Annotated in this window: 14 protein-coding genes; 3 read left to right on the forward strand and 11 right to left on the reverse strand. The window is 59.8% G+C overall.

Annotated elements, in window-relative coordinates; all coding sequences use genetic code 11:
- Position 1: 1 nt before the first annotated feature.
- The 9 genes from ICA16_RS09945 to ICA16_RS09985 form a co-directional block, all read right to left on the reverse strand.
- The gene (locus tag ICA16_RS09945) at positions 2–559 is read right to left on the reverse strand and encodes a DUF2780 domain-containing protein (protein WP_150601882.1); all 558 of its coding nucleotides are present in this window, start codon (positions 557–559) and stop codon (positions 2–4) included.
- A 209-nt stretch (positions 560–768) separates the two neighbouring features.
- Positions 769–1,968 carry a formaldehyde dehydrogenase, glutathione-independent gene (gene fdhA, locus ICA16_RS09950; RefSeq protein ID WP_042561444.1) on the reverse strand — a complete coding sequence of 400 codons (1,200 nt, stop codon included), beginning with the start codon at positions 1,966–1,968 and terminating at the stop codon, positions 769–771.
- A gap of 207 nt (positions 1,969–2,175) precedes the next feature.
- The gene (gene purU / locus ICA16_RS09955) at positions 2,176–3,033 is read right to left on the reverse strand and encodes a formyltetrahydrofolate deformylase (RefSeq protein WP_042561445.1); all 858 of its coding nucleotides are present in this window, start codon (positions 3,031–3,033) and stop codon (positions 2,176–2,178) included.
- 234 nt (positions 3,034–3,267) lie between these two features.
- Positions 3,268–3,900 carry a sarcosine oxidase subunit gamma gene (locus ICA16_RS09960; protein ID WP_210700508.1) on the reverse strand — a complete coding sequence of 211 codons (633 nt, stop codon included), beginning with the start codon at positions 3,898–3,900 and terminating at the stop codon, positions 3,268–3,270.
- Positions 3,901–4,060: 160 nt separating this feature from the next.
- A complete protein-coding gene (locus ICA16_RS09965) occupies positions 4,061–7,078 on the reverse strand; it encodes a sarcosine oxidase subunit alpha (protein WP_210700509.1) in 3,018 nt (1,005 codons plus the stop codon).
- Positions 7,075–7,404, reverse strand: coding sequence for a sarcosine oxidase subunit delta (locus tag ICA16_RS09970; RefSeq protein WP_150601885.1), 330 nt, complete (start codon positions 7,402–7,404; stop codon positions 7,075–7,077). The genes ICA16_RS09965 and ICA16_RS09970 overlap by 4 nt, the downstream gene beginning before the upstream one ends.
- Before the next feature lie 14 nt (positions 7,405–7,418).
- A complete protein-coding gene (locus ICA16_RS09975; protein ID WP_047303829.1) occupies positions 7,419–8,669 on the reverse strand; it encodes a sarcosine oxidase subunit beta in 1,251 nt (416 codons plus the stop codon).
- Between the two features lie 20 nt (positions 8,670–8,689).
- The gene (gene glyA / locus ICA16_RS09980; protein WP_150601887.1) at positions 8,690–9,943 is read right to left on the reverse strand and encodes a serine hydroxymethyltransferase; all 1,254 of its coding nucleotides are present in this window, start codon (positions 9,941–9,943) and stop codon (positions 8,690–8,692) included.
- A gap of 259 nt (positions 9,944–10,202) precedes the next feature.
- The gene (locus ICA16_RS09985; RefSeq protein WP_210553507.1) at positions 10,203–10,913 is read right to left on the reverse strand and encodes a TraX family protein; all 711 of its coding nucleotides are present in this window, start codon (positions 10,911–10,913) and stop codon (positions 10,203–10,205) included.
- 127 nt (positions 10,914–11,040) lie between these two features.
- Here ICA16_RS09985 and ICA16_RS09990 point away from each other — a divergent pair, with 127 nt between their 5' ends.
- Complete coding sequence (locus ICA16_RS09990) at positions 11,041–12,081, forward strand: threonine aldolase family protein (protein ID WP_210700510.1); 1,041 nt, start codon at positions 11,041–11,043, stop codon at positions 12,079–12,081.
- A gap of 193 nt (positions 12,082–12,274) precedes the next feature.
- Positions 12,275–13,099, forward strand: a complete 825-nt coding sequence (locus ICA16_RS09995; protein WP_210553506.1) for an SDR family oxidoreductase — start codon at positions 12,275–12,277, stop codon at positions 13,097–13,099.
- A 105-nt stretch (positions 13,100–13,204) separates the two neighbouring features.
- On the opposite strand, the gene gbcB is transcribed toward ICA16_RS09995, so the two are convergent.
- Entirely contained in the window at positions 13,205–14,305 is a 1,101-nt protein-coding gene (gene gbcB / locus ICA16_RS10000; RefSeq protein WP_150601891.1) for a glycine-betaine demethylase subunit GbcB, read from the reverse strand.
- 297 nt (positions 14,306–14,602) lie between these two features.
- On the opposite strand from gbcB, the gene gbcA reads away from it, so the two are divergent.
- Positions 14,603–15,898, forward strand: coding sequence for a glycine-betaine demethylase subunit GbcA (gbcA, locus tag ICA16_RS10005; protein ID WP_150617784.1), 1,296 nt, complete (start codon positions 14,603–14,605; stop codon positions 15,896–15,898).
- On the opposite strand, the gene ICA16_RS10010 is transcribed toward gbcA, so the two are convergent.
- A complete protein-coding gene (locus tag ICA16_RS10010; protein WP_150617785.1) occupies positions 15,895–16,107 on the reverse strand; it encodes a hypothetical protein in 213 nt (70 codons plus the stop codon). The genes gbcA and ICA16_RS10010 overlap by 4 nt on opposite strands.
- Positions 16,108–16,501: the final 394 nt, after the last annotated feature.

Below are 16,501 nucleotides of genomic sequence, written 5' to 3' on the forward strand. Positions count from 1 at the left end.
TTCAGCTACCGGTGCCGGTGCCCCAGATGCTGCCCAGGCTGCTCAACAGCGAACCGCCGACGCCCTGCTGACCGAGATATTGCAGGATCACCGGGGCAAACTGGCCGATCATGCCGCTGTCCATGCCCAACGCGCTGAACGCATTGTTCAGGTCATTGGTGTCCTTGACGTTGCCCAGCGCGTTTTCCAGACCGGCGGATTTGCCCGAAGAACCGAGCAAACCGCTCAGTGCCGCCAGATTGCCGCTGCCACCCGAGAGCTTGTCGATGCCCGGCACTTCCTTGGCCAGCTGCGAGTAGTCAGTGCTGCTCAGCTGGTTTTTCGCCAGCCCCAGCATCGCACTGGTGCCGCCGACGGCTTGCTGCGGCGTGACGTCCAGCGCACTCAGGGCACTTAGCAATCCGGCGGTTTCCGAGGTTGGCGCGGCAGCGGCAGCCTTGTCACCGCCCTGCATGCCCGAAACCGCCCCGGCAACGTCGTTCAAGCTGAAACCGGCAAACACCGGGCCGGCGGCCAAGGTCAGGAGCGATGCCAAGGCAAAACCGCGTGCAATTTTCATTTCAGACATCCTCTTGTGACGTAAAGACCGTTCATTCAACGATCAAACTGCCGGTTTGACCGGGTATGCGCCGCCATGTTCCGGAACCGCAAGCGTCACTGTCGCAGAGCCTGTGTGGAGAAACTGTGAAATCCCGTGAGCGAAGGTTGCGTGGCGCTGTGATGGATAAAAAAACGGCGACCAATGGTCGCCGTTTTTTTCTCGCTCGCTTACGCCGCACTGAACAACTTATGCGGATCAATCACAAACTTCTTCGGCACACCGGCATCGAACTCGCCATACCCTTCCGGCGCCTGGTCGAGGCTGATGACCTGCACGCCAACCACTTCGGCAATGTTGATGCGATCCCACATGATCGCCTGCATCAGTTGGCGGTTGTACTTCATCACTGGCGTTTGCCCGGTGTGGAAGCTGTGGGATTTGGCCCAGCCCAGGCCGAAACGAATGCTCAGGCTGCCCATTTTCGCAGCAGCGTCCACGGCACCCGGATCTTCGGTGACGTACAGGCCCGGGATACCGATCTTGCCAGCCACGCGCACTACGCCCATCAACGAGTTGAGTACGGTGGCCGGGGCTTCGGATTTGACGCCGTCGTGACCGTGTCCACGTGCTTCGAAGCCAACGCAGTCCACCGCGCAATCCACTTCCGGCTCGCCCAGCAGCGCGGCGATCTGTTCGTGCAGGGGGGTATCTTTCGACAGGTCGACGATCTCAAAACCCTGCGCTTTGGCGTGGGCCAGGCGGATGGTGTTGACGTCGCCAACGATCACCACCGCTGCGCCGAGCAGGCGTGCCGATGCGGCGGCGGCCAGACCGACCGGGCCGGCACCTGCGATGTAAACCGTGCTGCCCGGGCCTACGCCAGCAGTGACCGCACCGTGATAACCGGTCGGCAGGATGTCGGAGAGGCAAGTCAGGTCGCGGATTTTCTCCATGGCCTTGTCGCGATCCGGCAGTTTCAGCAGGTTGAAGTCGGCGTACGGCACCAGCACATACTCAGCCTGGCCACCGGTCCAGTCGCCCATATCGACGTAACCGTAAGCACCGCCGGCACGGGCCGGGTTGACGGTCAGGCAGACGCCGGTGTGTTGCTCTTTGCAGGAACGGCAGCGCCCGCAAGCCACGTTGAACGGTACGGAAACCAGATCACCGATTTTCAGGTTTTCGACATCGGAGCCTTTTTCGATCACCTCGCCGGTGATCTCGTGGCCCAGCACCAGACCGGTCTGCGCCGTGGTGCGGCCGCGCACCATGTGCTGGTCAGAGCCGCAGATGTTGGTGGAAACCACTTTGAGAATGACCCCGTGCTCGATCTTGCGACCGCGCGGGTCCTGCATTTTCGGATAGTCGATTTTCTGTACTTCGACCTTGCCAGCGCCGAGATACACCACACCACGATTGCCAGACATGCTTTCACCTCGCTGTTGTTTTTATGGAACCGCGTTGCCCAGACAGGCAGCGCGTTGAGTGCTCGGGTTATTGCTTGTTGGTTTTGCGTTGTCTGTTATGGCCTCATCGCTGGCAAGCCAGCTCCCACAGGATTCGGGTTGGATTGAAATTTTGTAACCGACACAAATCCCTGTAGGAGCTGCCGAAGGCTGCGATCTTTTAGCTATCTAAAGAACGACTGTTCGATTGGCGTTAAGAAACACCCTGCGCTCTATGTGATACCCCACCGCCCGCGCCAACGTCAGGCCTTCGATATCCCGCCCCTTGGCAATCAAATCCTCGGGGTAATGGCTGTGATCCACGGCCTCGACACCCTGGGCAATGATCGGCCCCTCATCGAGATCGTTATTGATGTAATGCGCCGTCGCGCCAACCAGCTTCACGCCCTTGTTATAGGCCTGGTGATACGGTTTGGCGCCCTTGAAACCCGGCAACAACGAGTGATGAATATTGATCGCCTTGCCATCGAGCTTGCGGCACAGCTCTGGCGACAGCACCTGCATGTAGCGAGCGAGGATGACCAGTTCGGCGCCGGACTCTTCGATCACCTGCCAGACCTGTCGCTCTTGCGACGGTTTGTCGTTGGGATCGAGGGGGAAATGGTAGTAGGGAATCTGGTGCCAATCGGCCAACGGCTTGAGGTCCGGGTGATTGGACACTACCGCCGCGACATCCATCGACAATTGACCGATGCGCTGGCGGTAGAGCAAGTCGTTGAGGCAGTGATCAGCCTTGGAAACCATGATCACCACTTTCGGCCGGTAGTTCGGCGCGGTCAGTTCGAAGATCATGCCAAACGCCTGACCCCGTTCTGCGAGACCAGCGCGAAAGGCTTGTTCGTCGAAGCCGTCGGGCTGGCGAAATTCCACACGAATGAAGAAGCGGCCGGAGAGCCGGTCATCGAACGAGTGGTGCTCGGTGACGTAGCAACCCTGCTCGAACAGAAAACGCGTGACCGCGTCCACAGTGCCGAGGACGCTGGGGCAGTCGGCGGTCAGAATCCATGTGTCTGGGGCGCGGCTCATGGTGCGGTGACTCCTGTTTCGACAACGGTGAGCAGATTGAACTCTGAACTGGGTTGACCTGTGCTGAACTGCTTTTGTGGTGAGGGGATTTATCCCCGTTGGGTGGCGAAGCCGCCCCAAAACCAGTCACCGCGGTTTATCAGGTAGATCGAATTCACAGGTATTGCGACTGCTTCGCAGCCGAACGGGGATAAATCCTTTCGCCACAGAAGCAGGCACGATAGCCATGCAGTGTCAGGCCTGGACGCTGAGGCCGTACTCAGCCGAAGCATCCTGCAACCACAACCACCAGTAATCCGAGAAACTGCGACGAATCAGCAGCTCCCAAGTGTCTTCAGCGGTATGGCGAATCATCAGCTGCGACTTGGCGAACACCGTGCCCACAGCCTTACCCACCGGGAAGCTGTTCGGGTGCACGTCGTAGCTGGTGGACTTCATCAACACCTGACGCACGTTCGGCCCGCTCAGTTCGAGCAGTTGCTGACCGCCGCTGACGTTGACGATCGCGATGTGCAGATCGCCCAGCGCTTCACGTAGTTTCTGTTCGGCGGCGAATTCTTCACCGCTTGGCACGATCAGCAGCCATTCATCCGGGCCCATCCATTGCAGGCTGGTTTCGCCTTTGACGATCACGCTGAGTGCGCCGGGCAATTCGATGCCCAGGGCTTTGTGTACACCGGCCGCGAAAGCGGCATCGTGGCCATCGCCACGGATGGTCAGATGGCCGAGGAGTTTGCGCTCACGCACGATCACGCCGGCGTTCTTGCGGCCCTTGCCGACCAGGCTGGCGAGGTCGGCATGGTGCAGCGACGACTCGGCCTTGGCCCCTGAGGCTGGGCGTTGTTGGTAAATATTGGCTGTGGTCATAAAGCACCTTTCCTGAATTCTGACTTGAGCCCTGTGCCAGCAGATATACCGCTATCGCGAGCAGGCTCACTCCTACAAGGGGTACGCGTTCACCTGTAGGAGTGAGCCTGCTCGCGATGAAGTCATCACGGTGCAACTGCACTCCACAGGATCCGAACCATCAAATATTCTGCCGATCACCTTTCGGATCGAAGAACACCGAAGAAACGATTTCCGCCTCGATCACGCTGCCGTCCGCCAACGGTGCAAACACCCGCTCGCCCAGACGCTTCAAACCGCCCTTCACCACACCCATCGCAAACGAATAGCCCAGCGAGTTGTGCGCATAGCTGGAAGTCACGTGGCCGACCATGGTCATCGGGATCGTCTGTTTAGTGTTGAACACCAACTGCGCGCCTTCCGGCAGCCATTTGGTCGGATCGATTGGCTTCAGGCCCACCAACTGTTTGCGCTGATCACGCACGCAGTCTTCACGGTTCATGCCGCGCTGGCCGATCCACGAGAACGGTTTGGTGCGACCGACACACCAGCCCATGTTCAAGTCGTCCGGGGTCATCGAGCCGTCAGTGTCCTGGCCGACGATGATGAAGCCCTTCTCGGCGCGCAGGACGTGCATGGTTTCGGTGCCATACGGCGTCAGGTTGTACTGCTTGCCCGCCTCGACGATTTTCTCCAGCACGCCCATCGCATAGTCGGCCTGCACGTTGACTTCGTACGACAGCTCACCGGTAAACGAGATGCGGAACACCCGCGCCGGCACGCCGCCGACCTCGCCTTCTTTCCAGGTCATGAACGGGAACGCTTCGTTGCTCAAATCGATATCGGTGACAGCGCTGAGCAGCTTGCGGCTGTTCGGCCCGGACAGGGTCATGGTCGCCCAGTGGTCGGTCACGGAGGTGAAGTACACCTTCATGTCCGGCCATTCGGTCTGGTGGTACAGCTCCAGCCATTGCAGCACGCGCGCGGCGCCACCAGTGGTGGTGGTCATGACGAAATGGTTGTCGGCCAAGCAAGCCGTCACACCATCGTCGAAGACCATGCCGTCTTCTTTGCACATCAAACCGTAACGGGCCTTGCCCACATCGAGTTTGGTCCAGGCGTTGGTGTACACGCGGTTGAGGAACTCGCGGGCATCCGGGCCTTGGATGTCGATCTTGCCCAGCGTCGAAGCATCAAGCAGGCCGACGCTGTCGCGCACGGCTTTGCATTCACGCTTCACAGCCGCGTGCAGGTCTTCACCGTTTTTCGGGAAGTACCACGGACGCTTCCACTGGCCGACGTCTTCGAACTCGGCGCCGTTTTTCAGGTGCCATTGATGCAGTGCGGTGTAACGCACCGGTTCGAAGATGTGTCCGCAGTGGCGGCCGGCGATCGCGCCGAAAGTCACCGGCGTGTAGTTCGGACGGAACATCGTGGTGCCCATCTGCGGGATGGTCACGTTCAGCGAACGGGCGGCGATGGCCAGACCGTTGACGTTGCCCAGCTTGCCCTGATCGGTGCCGAAACCCAGCGCGGTGTAGCGTTTGACGTGTTCAACCGACTCGAAACCCTCGCGGGTCGCCAGTTCGATGGCGGCGGCGGTCACGTCGTTTTGCAGGTCGACGAATTGCTTCGGTGCCCGTGCGGTGTTCTTTTCATGCGGCACCTGGAACAGCGCCAGCGTCGGTTCTTCGTGACGGCTCAAGGCTTTTGGCAACACGCCTTCTACCGTCTGGAAACCGGCTTCGGCAGCGGCGCGCACGCCACCTTCAAAACCATCGGCCAGCGAATCGCCGAGACCATAAACACCGTTGATGCCACCGACGCACACGCGTTTCTGCGGTGCTTCGCCCGGTACGAAACCGAGGATGTCTTCACGCCAGGTCGGCTTGCCGCCCAAGTGCGAGGCCAGGTGAACCACCGGGCTATAGCCGCCGGAGCTGGCTACCACGTCGCAGCCCAGCCATTCGCCCGGACTGGTCACGGCATGCGCTTTGACATCAATCGCGGCGACGCGGGCAGCAGTAACGCGCTTGCTGCCTCGGGTCTCGATCACGGCGCTACCGGTGAGGATGCGGATGCCTTTGGCGCGAGCCTCTTCAACCAATGCGCCACGCGGATTGCTGCGGGCATCGGCGATGGCCACCACTTGCAGGCTGGCGTCGAGCCAGTCCAGCGCCACGCGGTAGGCGTGATCGTTGTTGGTCGAAAGCACAAGCTTCTTGCCCGGCGCCACACCGTAGCGGCGCACGTAAGTCGATACCGCACCGGCGAGCATGTTGCCCGGCACATCGTTGTTGCCGTAGACCAACGGACGCTCGCACGCGCCAGTGGCCAGCACCACACGCTTGGCGCGAACGCGGTGGATGCGCTGACGCACCTGACCGATTGGCGCACGGTCGCCGAGATGATCAGTGAGGCGTTCGTGAATGGTCAGGAAGTTGTGGTCGTGGTAACCGTTGACCGTAGCGCGCGGCAGGATCAGCACGTCCGGGGTGTTTTTCAGTTCGGTGATGACGCTGGCAACCCACTCCATCGCAGGCTTGCCGTCGAGGCTTTCGCGCGAATCGAGCAGGCTGCCGCCGAACTCTTCCTGCTCGTCGGCCAGAATGACGCGAGCACCGCTGCGCGCAGCGGCCAGTGCTGCAGCGAGACCGGCCGGGCCACCGCCAACAATCAGCACGTCGCAGTGCTGGTTCATGTAGTCGTAGGTGTCCGGATCATTCTCGGTCGGCGAGCGGCCAAGACCTGCAGCCTTACGAATGTACTTCTCGTAAGTCATCCAGAACGATTGCGGGTACATGAAGGTTTTGTAGTAGAAACCCGGCGGCATCAGCTTGCCGCCGACCTTGCCGAGAATGCCCATCATGTCGTTGTTGACGCTCGGCCAGCCGTTAGTGCTGGTCGCGACCAGACCTTGATACAACGCCTGTTGCGTGGCGCGCACGTTGGGGATCTGCGTGGCTTCGGTAGCACCGATCTGCAGCACCGCGTTCGGCTCTTCGGCCCCGGCGGCGAAGATCCCGCGAGGACGCGAATACTTGAAGCTGCGGCCAATGATGTCGACGCCGTTGGCGATCAGCGCGGCGGCCAGCGAGTCACCCTCGAAGCCTTTGTAGCTCTGACCGTTGAAGGTGAAGCTCAGCACTTTGTTGCGGTCGATCCGTCCACCGTTGGACAGGCGATTGGTCTGGCTCATACCTTCTCTCCCAGCGCCGTCGTGGCTGTTTTCGCGCCATCAGCCTTGTCGGTGAATTGCGGCTTGGTGCCGATCTTGTAGGTTTCGAGAATCTCGTAAGTCACGGTGTCGCGGGTGACGTTGAAATACTGGCGGCAACCGGCGACGTGATCCCACAGCTCGTGGTGCAGACCGCGCGGGTTATCGCGAAAGAACATGTAGTCGCCCCACTCCGCGTCGGTGCAGCTTGCAGGGTCCAGTGGACGCGGGATGTGCGCCTGGCCGGATGCGTGGAATTCCTCTTCAGAGCGCAGCTCGCCGCAGTGAGGACAGAAGATATGCAACATGGGGATTTCTCCTGTTAGTGGGCAACCGCAGCAGCGCCGTGTTCATCGATCAACGCACCGTTGTGGAAACGGTCGATGGAGAAAGGTGCGGCCAACGGATGCATTTCACCCTTGGCCAGACTCGCAGCAAACACGTTGCCCGAGCCAGGTGTCGCCTTGAAGCCACCGGTACCCCAACCGCAGTTGAAGAACATGTTCGGCACCGGGGTTTTCGAAATGATCGGGCAGGCATCCGGCGTGGTGTCGACGATGCCGCCCCACTGACGGTTCATGCGTACACGGGACAACACCGGGAACATCTCGACGATGGCCTGAATGGTGTGCTCGATCACCGGGTACGAACCGCGCTGGCCGTAGCCGTTGTAGCCGTCGATACCGGCACCGATCACCAGGTCGCCCTTGTCTGACTGGCTGATGTAACCGTGCACGGCGTTGGACATGATCACACTGTCGATAATCGGTTTGATCGGCTCGGACACCAGCGCTTGCAGCGGGTGGGATTCGATTGGCAGACGGAAACCGGCGAGTTTGGCCATGTGCCCGGAGTTACCAGCGGTCACCACACCGACGCGCTTGGCGCCGATGAAACCCTTGTTGGTTTCAACACCGATGCACACGCCGTTTTCCTTACGGAAACCGATCACTTCAGTCTGCTGGATCAAGTCCACGCCGAGGGCGTCGGCAGCCCGGGCAAAGCCCCAGGCCACCGCATCGTGACGGGCGACGCCGCCGCGACGCTGGACGGTCGCACCCAACACTGGGTAGCGGGTGTTTTTCGAGCAATCGAGGTACGGAATCTCGTTGGCGACTTGCTCAGTGTTGAGCAACTCGCCGTCGACGCCGTTGAGGCGGTTGGCGCTGACCCGACGCTCGGAATCGCGAATGTCCTGCAAGGTGTGGCACAGGTTGTAAACACCGCGCTGGGAGAACATCACGTTGTAGTTCAAGTCCTGCGACAGGCCTTCCCACAATTTCATCGCATGTTCGTACAGGTGCGCTGACTCGTCCCACAAGTAGTTGGAACGCACGATGGTGGTGTTGCGCGCGGTGTTACCGCCGCCCAGCCAGCCCTTCTCGACCACGGCGACGTTGGTGATGCCGTGCTCTTTCGCCAGATAGTAAGCAGTCGCCAGACCGTGCCCGCCGCCGCCGACGATGACCACGTCGTAGACCTTTTTCGGGGTCGGCGTGCGCCACATTTTCTGCCAGTTTTCGTGGTGGCTGAGCGAGTGTTTGAAGAGGCCGAAGCCCGAATAGCGTTGCATAGTCATGTACTCCAGAACGCTCAGCGATAAACCGGGAAGTCAGCGCACAGGGCCGAAACCTGCTGGGCAACATTGGCCTCTACATCGGCATCGCCGAGGTTGTCGAGGATGTCGCAGATCCAGCCGGCCAGCGTCACACACTGGGTCACCTTGAAACCGCGCGTGGTTACCGCCGGGGTGCCGATGCGCAGGCCGGACGTCACGAACGGCGACTGCGGATCGTTCGGCACCGCGTTCTTGTTGACGGTGATGTGCGCACGGCCAAGGGCGGCGTCGGCATCTTTGCCGGTCAGGCCCTGACGGATCAGGCTGACCAGGAACAGATGGTTATCGGTGCCGCCGGACACTACATCGTAGCCACGTTTGATAAACACGCTCGCCATCGCCTGGGCGTTGTCGATCACTTGTTGCTGATACGCCTTGAAGCCAGGCTCCAGCGCTTCCTTGAAGCACACGGCTTTACCAGCGATGACGTGCATCAGCGGGCCACCCTGAGCGCCGGGGAACACCGCAGAGTTGAGTTTCTTTTCAATTTCTTCGTTGGACTTGGCCAGGATCAAACCACCACGCGGGCCGCGCAGGGTTTTGTGCGTGGTGGTGGTGACGACGTCGGCGTACGGCAGCGGATTCGGGTACAGACCGGCCGCGACCAGACCGGCCACGTGAGCCATGTCGACGAACAGCAGCGCACCGACCTTGTCGGCGATCTGGCGGAAGCGCGGGAAATCCAGCGTTTTCGAGTAAGCCGAGAAGCCGGCGACGATCATTTTCGGCTGGCACTCGACGGCCAGACGCTCGACCTCGTCGTAATCGATCAGCCCGGTATCGGTGTTGATCCCGTACTGCACGGCGTTATAGAGCTTGCCCGAGGACGACACTTTGGCGCCGTGGGTCAGGTGACCACCGTGGGCCAGGCTCATGCCCAGAATGGTGTCGCCCGGCTGGATCAACGCCAGGTACACGGCGCTGTTGGCCGAGGAACCGGAGTGCGGCTGGACGTTGGCGTAATCGGCGCCGAACAGTTGCTTGGCGCGCTCGATGGCCAGCGCTTCGACTTTATCCACATGCTCGCAGCCGCCGTAGTAGCGCTTGCCCGGATAGCCTTCGGCGTATTTGTTGGTGAGGCCGCTGCCCTGGGCTTGCATCACGCGTTTGCTGGTGTAGTTCTCCGACGCGATCAGCTCGATGTGATCTTCCTGACGTTGCTCCTCGGCATTCATCGCCGCCAGCAGTGCATCGTCGTAACCCTGGATCTGGTCTTGCTTGCTGAACATCGCGTCTCTCCCAGCGGCGGCGGTGCGCCATTCGTCTCGGTCAGGCACCTGCGTGCCCTTTGATGCGATGGTATGACCGGCGCAGACAGCTCAAATGCCTACGGACGCCACGCAAAGGTGCGTTTACGACATGGCAGGAAATGGCTTGGAGAATGCAGTCCCCTGTAGGAGCTGCCGCAGGCGGCGATCTTTTGATCTTGCTTTGGATTCTGAAAAGCCAAAGTCAAAAGATCGCAGCCTGCGGCAGCTCCTACAGGGGTTATGCGATGACCTGGCGCAGGGCGAGCAGTACGAGGAAATGCGCGGGATACAGGGCGTAGGCCCAGCGCCGCATCGGTGGCGGCTGTATCGTTTGGGCATGTCGCAAAAGCAACATCCCAAGCAATGGCGCAATCAGGCAAACGATGAGGCCGAAGATCGCCAGTTCACTGCCGAACCGCACAGATTCGAACAACACCCGCCACTGATTCGCCGCGAGGCACACCAGCCCCGGCAACAGACTGAAATACCATTGCCGGCGAATCACCCACAACGTCGCCAGCGGCAGCAAGACACCAAAGAAACCGAACATCAGCCGTTCCGAGAACAGCGCCGAAAGCAGCAACGCGCCAGCGCCGAGCACTCGCGATGCCAAGGTCCGATCCTGCCAGCCTCGCGCCACCAGCAATCCCAACGCCAAAGTCGGCATGACGTTCAACGTGTCGGGATCAGGAATGTACAACCGATACGGAATCTCGCTGACCAGGCTGAACAACAGCAACCAGCCCAGATACCGCCACTCGGTCTTGCGCGCCCCCGCACGATCAAGATTCGCCGCCATCGCCAGACAAAACCATGGAAACGCCAAACGCCCAGGCACATACAGCCAATCGACGGAGAACCCGACATATCGCAGGTGATCGAGCAACATGCTCAACAGCGCCAGCCACTTGAGCAGATCCAGCGCGCCGTCGCGTTTTCTCAGGTGCATAATCGGCCCGTGTCCTTGTAGAGTTTTGACAACGACATCCCGTGTGCTCCCCGGAAGATCTTCGGTAAAGTGCGCACCATCATTGACCAACGAAGCGCCACAAGCGTTTCGATCACGGAAGCCGGCCATGACCGACAAGAGCCAACAATTCGCCAGCGACAACTATTCCGGTATCTGCCCTGAAGCCTGGGCTGCCATGGAACAGGCCAACCACGGCCACCAACGCGCGTACGGCGACGATGAATGGACCGCTCGCGCGGCCGACCATTTCCGCAAACTGTTCGACACCGATTGCGAAGTATTCTTCGCCTTCAACGGCACCGCCGCCAACTCGCTGGCCCTGTCGTCGCTGTGCCAGAGTTACCACAGCGTGATCTGCTCGGAAACCGCCCACGTCGAAACCGACGAATGTGGCGCCCCGGAGTTTTTCTCCAACGGCTCGAAACTGCTGATCGCCGGCACTGAAAACGGCAAGATCACCCCGGCCTCGATCCGCGAAGTCGCGCTCAAGCGTCAGGACATTCACTACCCTAAACCGCGTGTCGTGACCCTGACCCAGGCCACTGAAGTCGGCAGCGTCTACACCCCGGAAGAAATCCGCGCCATCAGCGCCACCTGCAAAGAACTGGGCCTGAACCTGCACATGGACGGCGCGCGTTTCTCCAACGCCTGCGCGTTCCTCGGCTGCTCGCCAGCGGATCTGACCTGGAAGGCCGGTATTGATGTGTTGTGTTTTGGTGGCACCAAAAACGGCATGGCCGTCGGTGAAGCGATTCTGTTCTTCAACCACAAACTGGCCGAAGACTTCGACTACCGCTGCAAACAGGCCGGGCAACTGGCGTCGAAGATGCGCTTTTTGTCGGCACCGTGGGTGGGCATCCTCGAAAACGACGCCTGGCTGAAATACGCCCGCCACGCCAACCACTGCGCGCAATTGCTCGCAGAACTGGTCAGCGACATCCCGGGTGTCGAGCTGATGTTCCCGGTGCAGGCCAACGGCGTGTTCCTGCAACTGTCCGAGCCGGCCATCGCCGCGCTGACGGAACGCGGCTGGCGCTTCTACACCTTCATCGGCAAGGGCGGCGCACGCTTCATGTGCTCGTGGGATACCGAAGAAGAACGCGTACGCGAACTGGCCCGCGATATCCGTGAAGTCATGAGCGCCTGACCCGACACAACCCCCTCTCCCTGTAGGAGCTGCCGCAGGCTGCGATCTTTTGATCTTGATCTTAAAAACAAAATCAAAAGATCGCAGCCTGCGGCAGCTCCTACACGGCCCCATCGTCGATTACCTTTTTGCTGCTTGGTCTACATTGTCTGTCGAGCCCTCCGCTCACATAACAATAAGCAGGAGCATCGGCATGTCGTTACAAGGCAAAACCCTGTTCATCACCGGCGCCAGCCGTGGCATTGGCCGCGAGATTGCGCTGCGGGCCGCGCGGGACGGGGCCAATATCGTGATTGCGGCGAAAAGCGCCGAACCCCACGCCAAGCTGCCCGGCACCATCCACAGCGTCGCCGCGGAGGTCGAAGCGGCGGGCGGCAAAGCTTTGGCCCTGCAACTGGATGTGCGCGATGAAGACGCGGTGCGCCACGCGTTGGCTCAGGCCAACGAACATTTCGGCGGCATCGATGCGCTGGTGAACAACGCCGGGGCGATCAAGTTGACCGGCGTGCAACACATCGAACTCAAGCGTTTCGACTTAATGCACCAGATCAACACCCGCGCAGTGCTCCTGTGCAGCCAGGCCGCCCTGCCCTATCTGAAGAAATCCGCCGGGCACATTCTCAACCTGTCGCCGCCGCTGAACCTGGCGACCAAGTGGTTCGCCCAATACAGCCCGTACACCGTGACCAAATACGGCATGAGCATGCTGACGCTTGGCATGAGCGAGGAATTCGCCGGGTACGGGATCAGTGTCAACTCACTGTGGCCGCAAACGATGATTGCCACGGCAGCGATTGAGTTTCAGTTGGGCAACAGAGAGTCGTTCAAGCATGCGCGCACGCCGGAGATCATGGCGGATGCGGCTTATGTGATTTTGAGTAGCAGCCAGCGGCAGATCACTGGGCGGTTACTGATTGATGAGGAGATTTTGCGGGAAAGGGGTGCGAGCGAATTCGAGCACTACCGCTTCGAGCCGGGCAGTGACGACAAGCTGATGACCGACCTGTTCGTCGACTGAACACTCCCCTTGTAGGAGCTGCCGAAGGCTGCGATCTTTTGATCTTGATCTTTAAAAACAAGATCAAAAGATCGCAGCCTTCGGCAGCTCCTACAGGGGCCGTGGTTAAAACTCGATACGGACGTCGCCCTTCGGCACGCTGCAGCACGACAAGATAAACCCTTCCGCCTCGTCGTCTTCGGTGATCCCGCCGTTGTGCTCCATCTCCACCTCACCCCCCAGCTTCATCACCTTGCACGTCCCGCAAATCCCCATGCCGCAGGCTTTCGGAATCATCAGCCCAAGCTTGGCCGCCGCCGCATGCACGGTCTCACCCGGTGCCACACGAATGCTCTTGCCGGAGGCGGTGAATTCCACCTGATGCAGATCCGCCGCATCGACTTCCGGCGCGTCCGCGGCTTGCTCGGCCTGTTCGACAGCATCGGCGCGAGCCTCGGGGGGCGTGGCACCGAAGGATTCTTCGTGGTAGCGCGACATGTCGTAACCGGCGGCTTCCAGCAGCCGCTTGACTGCGTTCATGTACGGCGTCGGCCCGCAGCAGAACACTTCGCGCTCAAGAAAGTCGGGCACCATCAGTTCGAGCATCTTGTGATTGAGGTAACCGCGATACCCGGCCCACGGCTCACCCAAGCCGTGCTTCTCGCAGATCAGGTGCAGGCTGAAGTTGTCGATCCGCGAGGCCATGTGTTCCAGCTCACGGTGGTAAATGATGTCTTTGGGCGAGCGCGCGCTGTGGATAAAGGTCATGTCGACGTTGGCATTGGTGTCGTAGAACCAGCGCGCCATCGACATGCACGGCGTGATACCGACGCCGCCGCTCAGGTACAGGACTTTCGGGCTCGGATAGTCCATGGCATTGAACAGCCCGACCGGCCCGTGCACCGCCAACTCCTGGCCCTCGTGCAGCGTGTCGTGCAGCCAGTTGGAAACCTTGCCGCCCGGCACCCGTTTGATCGTCACCGAAAAGCTGTACGGCACCGACGGCGAACTGGAAATGGTGTAAGAGCGCATGATCGGCTGGCCTTCGATTTCCAGCTCCAGGGTGACGAACTGCCCGGGCTTGAAGAAGAACAGGATCGGCTGATCGGCCATGAAGCAGAAGGTGCGCACGTCCCAGGTTTCCTGGATGACTTTGACGCAACGGACGATGTGTCGGCCATTGGCCCAGGTCTGGGTGGTGACCGGATTCAGGAAGCTGTTGGACATGCTGTTCTCCACGGCCGACTGTCGGCCTCATGTCGGCGATTCTGCGTATAGCGCGAACCGTCCGTTTACCTATCCGCGACATCGGCATACTTATCGCGACCAGCCCCCAACCACAGGGGGTTGCGCGTCGGGAACAGATTGCACCATGTCGCCCATGGATAAGGTTCCGCCCAGCGCCGGCCCCACACTCGCCCCAACACCAAGACAGATTCTTTACACCTTGCGTAGCAACCGTTAGCAGCACACCTGATCAGCCACTTTTCGCCGGCCACGCAGATGGCCATGAGGATCACATCGATGGACGTCACCGCAAAAATCAGCCTGGGCGATCCGCTGGAACCCGCACGCAAGGCCACCGCCCAAATGTTGCAGGAGCGCGAGCGCACCTTCTCGCTACCGCAACCGTTCTACAGCGACGAGCGGCTGTTCGATATCGACATGCAGGAGATCTTCCAGAAAGAGTGGTTGATTGCCGGCATGACCTGCGAGATCCCGGCCAAGGGCAACTACCTGACGCTGCAGATCGGCAAGAACCCGATCATCGTGATTCGTGGGGCCGAGGGAGTGGTGCATGCGTTCCACAACGTCTGCCGCCACCGTGGCTCGCGCCTGTGCACCAGTGAAAAGGGCAAGGTCGCCAAACTGGTTTGCCATTACCACCAGTGGACCTACGAGCTGGACGGTCGCCTGCTGTTCGCCGGCACCGAAATGGGCGCCGACTTCGACATGAAGCAGTACGGCCTCAAACCGGTGAACGTGAAGACCGCTGGCGGCTACATCTTTATCAGCCTGGCGGAGAATCCACCGGCCATTGATGACTTCCTGTCGACGCTGAACCACTACATGGAACCGTACGACATGGAGAACACCAAGGTGGCGATACAGACCACCTTGTTCGAAAAAGCCAACTGGAAACTGGTGCTGGAAAACAATCGTGAGTGCTACCACTGCAACGCCTCGCACCCGGAACTGCTGAAAACCCTGCTGGAATGGGACGACGTCACCGACCCACGCGCCGATCAGGCGTTCAAGGATCACGTCGCTGCCTCCGCTGCCGCATGGGAAGCCGAAAAGATCCCTTATGCCCACGCCAGTTTCGGCCTGCGCAACCGCATCGTGCGCATGCCGCTGCTCAAGGGCACCGTGTCGATGACCCTCGACGGCAAACAGGGCTGCGCCAAACTGATGGGCCGCATCAAAAACCCGGATCTGGGTTCGATGCGCATCCTGCACCTGCCGCACTCGTGGAACCACTGCATGGGCGATCACATCATCGTCTTCACTGTGTGGCCGATCAGCGCGCAGGAAACCATGGTTACCACCAAGTGGATCGTGCACAAGGATGCGGTCGAAGGCGTCGATTACGACGTTGAGCGCATGCGCCAGGTGTGGGATGCGACCAATGATCAGGACCGGCGTCTGGCCGAAGAGAACCAGCGTGGGATCAACTCCACGGCTTACCAGCCAGGGCCTTACTCCAAAACCTATGAATTTGGCGTGGTGAACTTTGTTGACTGGTACAGCGAAAGACTGCTGAGCAATCTCGGCGCAGAACCTGCGCCTTACCTCAAAGGCGTCCCTGTCCAGGGTTAAAGCGAGATCAAAAGATCGCTGCCTTCGGCAGCTCCTACAGGTTTTGTGGCGCTCACAAATTCGGTGAACACCAACAACCCTGTGGGAGCTGGCTTGCCAGCGATGGCGTCCTGACATTCACCTTTGACCTCCAGTGGATGAATTTTGATCAACCACGCCACACACCATACCCACCAAGCCCCCCAGCCTTCCGCAAACAACTTATCCACATACCCACCCACAGCAAATGGGGACAACTGTGGATGACTCGAAAAATATTCCAATGATTTGCCAAGAAAAACCGTGACTTATGCAGAAGTACAGTTTGGGATAGGTATTGGGTGTTTTTTGATCACATCTCTGTATGCGGCGGTTTGTATGGCTTACAGAGGATGGCGAACACCTTATCCACAGAAGCGCCAACAGTAATCGGGGGTAACTTTGCCGGATCTGTGGAAAAGCCCTGAAGACTGTACAGAATCAGGGCTTTCGAGGGATTTACCCGAGTTAAATGACGATTAGGTTGTTTTTTGATCAGAACCCCACAGACCATGTTTTACAAGGCTTGTAGCGGATAGCGAACATCTTATCCACAGAAGCGCCAACAGAGATTGGGGGCAACTT

The sequence above is a fragment of the Pseudomonas anatoliensis genome (genome assembly GCF_017976235.1).
Taxonomy (GTDB): domain Bacteria; phylum Pseudomonadota; class Gammaproteobacteria; order Pseudomonadales; family Pseudomonadaceae; genus Aquipseudomonas; species Aquipseudomonas anatoliensis.